Here is a 3,136-nt window from a genome sequence, read left to right as displayed (position 1 = left end):
GGGCGCGTTCCCGCAGCGCGCGTAGACGGAAGCCGAGCGCCGCGCGCTCCCGCAGTGGCGACGTGTAGGCGGCCTCGACCGCGTCGAACGCGCGCCCCACCGCGGTGAGACGCGTGAGATGTGCGTCGAGCGCCTCCCGATCGCGCGGAGGCTCGCCGAGCCGCGAGACGTCCGGGACGGCCAGGCGCGGCGGATCCGCGATCTCGCGACGGCAGCGGGCGACCAGCTCACGCAGCGGTGCCTCTCGACGCTCAGCGGCCTCGGTCAGCTCGCGCGCGCGCCGACGGTCGCGCTCGAGTCCACGGCGTTCGGAGGCGGCGATGATCAGGTCGCGCTCCAGCCGGGCGGAATCGCCCTCGAGTTGGCCGAGCGGGCCGGACACGTCCGCTCCCCGCCCCGCCTTCTCAGCGAGGGCGTCGAGTCGGGAGCGCAGCACGTCGACCCGCTCGGCCCGGACACGATCGACGCCTCCTCCGCCTTCACGGGTCAGATCACGGCAGCGCTCGATCTCGGCCCGGACCCCGACGATCCGACCAGCCACGTCGGTGCCGCTGGGATCGAGCGCGAGGCGGGAGCGGAGTTGGCCGACGACCGCGTCGCACAGTCGCACGGCTTCGACGAGCGAGACGGCGCCGTTCCCGGAGGCGTCGAGACGCCCCCAGATCAACTGCGACATCCGCTCCCGCGCGACGACATCGACCCGGCCCGAGTCCCAGGCGGCCTCGAGCTCGGCCAGGCGCCGTGTCACGGACTCGCGGAGCGACTGCGCGAGCACCACGTCGGCCGTGTAGTTCTCGGCCTGCGGCGACGCGAGCGCCGCGGCGTCCAGACGCGAGAGCTCGCGGGTCGTTCGGTCGAGCCAGCGGGTCAGCGCGGCGAGGTACTCGAAGAGTTCGCGCTGCGGCGCGGCCTCGCCCAGCCGCCCGGGAGCGACGGGCGTCCCCTCCGCGAGACCCGTGCTCATCGGCCGTACTCCGCAGCAGGCGGTGATGCCTCGCCCAATACTCCGAGCCAGCGGTCGTAGATGCTCTGCCAGCGGCCGTCGCTGCGGATCGTCTCGAGCGCGCCGTTGACGAAGCGGACGAAGTCCGGGTCGTCGGCGGGCAGGCCCAGGCCGTAGGGCTCCGAACTCAGCGCGTCGCCGATGACAGTCGCGTACGGGTCCTGAGCCACGAAGCCGGCGAGGATCGTGTCGTCGCCCGCGATCGCGTCGACCTTCCCCTCCTGGAATTGCGCCAGGCACTGCGAGTGGGTGTCGGCCTCGACCGCCGTCACCTCGGGGTAGTCGTTCTGCAGGCGGCTGAAGGTGGTGGTGCCGCTCGGCGCACAGACCCTCTTGCCGTCGAGATCGTCGATGCTCGCGACGCGCGGGCCCTCGGGGTCGTCCGAGACCAGCACCTTGAGGCCCGCGTCGTAGTACTCGGACGAGAACGCGATCGAGCTCCAGCGGTCGCACGTCATCGTGAGCGTGCGGGCGACCATGTCGACCTGGGGGGCGCCGTCGCCGCCGGCGAGCGACGGCAGGCGCTGCGCCGAGGTGATGACGACGTAGGTGACGGCGTCGGGACTGCCGAGGATCGCGCGGGCGATCTCGCGGGCGATGTCGACGTCGAACCCCTCGATCGAGCCGGTGATCGGATTCCGGGCGCTCATCAGCAGGGTGTCGGCCGAGACGCCGACCCGGAGGCTGCCGCGGTCACGGACCGCGGTCAGGCGGGGGCTGTCGGTCACTCCGGTCGGCGCGTAGGAGGTCACGGCCGAGGGCGAGCAGTCGCTCGACGGAGCGTCGCACTCGAGCCGGGCGCCGTGCTCGCCGTCGCAGTCGCGGCGGGCAGCGGCGCTCCGAGGTCGTCGGCACCGGAGGTGCAGCCCGTCACGGCGAGCACCGCAGCGGTGACGAGGGCGAGGGCGGCGGTGCGCAGCCGGTTCATCGGTACTCCTCCAGTCGCTGCGAGACGCCGCGCCAAGAGAGCACGGCGCCGGCCAGGCCGGCGGCCAGCAGCAACCAGGACACGAGGGACGACACTCCGGCCCCCGAGGCGAGGGTCGCGGCCGCCGCGTCGGACTTCTCCTGCACGGCGGTGCGGGCCTCGACAGAGAAGGCGAGGAACAGGTCGTTGGCTGTGCCGCTGCCCGTCGCCGTCGCGATGTCGACCGCCTCGTCCCATCTGCCCGCCTCGTCCGCGTCCCGGATCCGATCATGGAACGCCTGCCAGGCACTCAGCGCGTCGACGAGACGCCCATCGACGATCCCGTCCTCGACACCGTTCTGCAGTGTGACCCGAGCGGAGTCCGACGCCACGCGGTACTCCTCCTTGAGGGCGGCTCCCGAGCCGCGTGCGATCAGCGTGAAGCTCTCGAGCGACTTCGCGTCGCTCGCGGCGGTCAGCGCCTGCGACACAGCCAGCGCTCCCCGGTAGGAGTCGCTGCGTGCCCTGCTCGCGTCGGCCGCCGTCGATCCGTAGGCGACAGCACCGCCGACGCCGAGCACCAGGAGCAGGGCCGTGGCCGTGGCGAGCGGTCGATTGAGGTAGCGGTGCGTGCGACGCGCGAGCCAGACCTGCGCCGCGAGCAGCAGGACCAGCATCGCCAGCGAGCCGATCATCAGCAGGACGCTCCAGCGGACGGTGTCGTAGGCGGCCGCCACCCGGTCGGCTCCGGCCCCCACGAGGCGATTGAGATCGCTGAGGATCCCATCGCTGCCCGAGAGCTCGGCGGACGCCTGATCGAGGTACGCGGAGGCGACCGGGAAGCCCTGCCGGTTGTTGGCGCGGGCCTGCTCGATCAGGCCGCTGTACGTGGTGACCCTGCTCGCGATGTCGGCGAGCGCTCCGGTGTCGGCCGAGTCACTCGCCGCGAGCCTGGTGATCCCGGCGGACGCCTCGGTGAGGTTCGAGACGTAGGCGAGGCGCTGATCGGTCGGTTCGAGTCCGCCCACCAGGAAGGTGTTCGCCGCGATCGCGTTCGCGTCGACGAGGAGGTTGCGCACCGTCTGCACGCCGATCAGCTGGGCCGACTGCTCGCGCGCCTCGCTCGCCGCACGCGCCTGCATCGCTCCGGCCTGCTGCGCGAAGACGCCGAAGAGCACCGCGACGAGGGCCGTCACCGCGAGCAGGAGGCGCAGCGCACCGTGGGT

General features: G+C 72.7%; 4 protein-coding genes. All 4 read right to left on the bottom strand.

The annotated features are described in order from the left end of the window. Nucleotides 1-964, bottom strand: a 964-nt coding sequence (locus ACH61_RS14645; RefSeq protein ID WP_068213459.1) for a coiled-coil domain-containing protein, incomplete at its 3' end; no start/stop codon positions are given. After that, nucleotides 961-1,755 (bottom strand): glutamate ABC transporter substrate-binding protein, encoded by a 795-nt coding sequence (locus tag ACH61_RS18645; protein ID WP_068213455.1) that lies wholly within the window; start codon nucleotides 1,753-1,755, stop codon nucleotides 961-963. The genes ACH61_RS18645 and ACH61_RS14645, both read right to left, overlap by 4 nt. Further along, the gene (locus ACH61_RS18640; protein WP_068213453.1) at nucleotides 1,752-1,931 is read right to left on the bottom strand and encodes a hypothetical protein; all 180 of its coding nucleotides are present in this window, start codon (nucleotides 1,929-1,931) and stop codon (nucleotides 1,752-1,754) included. Before ACH61_RS18640 ends, ACH61_RS18645 begins: the two co-directional genes overlap by 4 nt. Beyond that, nucleotides 1,928-3,136, bottom strand: a 1,209-nt coding sequence (locus tag ACH61_RS18635) for a hypothetical protein (RefSeq protein ID WP_068213450.1), incomplete at its 5' end; no start/stop codon positions are given. The genes ACH61_RS18635 and ACH61_RS18640, both read right to left, overlap by 4 nt.

Source organism: Rathayibacter tanaceti (genome assembly GCF_001634385.1).
Taxonomy (GTDB): Bacteria; Actinomycetota; Actinomycetes; order Actinomycetales; family Microbacteriaceae; genus Rathayibacter; species Rathayibacter tanaceti.
Note: the sequence above shows the minus strand (reverse complement) of the source record. Positions and strands in the feature narration are given on the sequence as shown.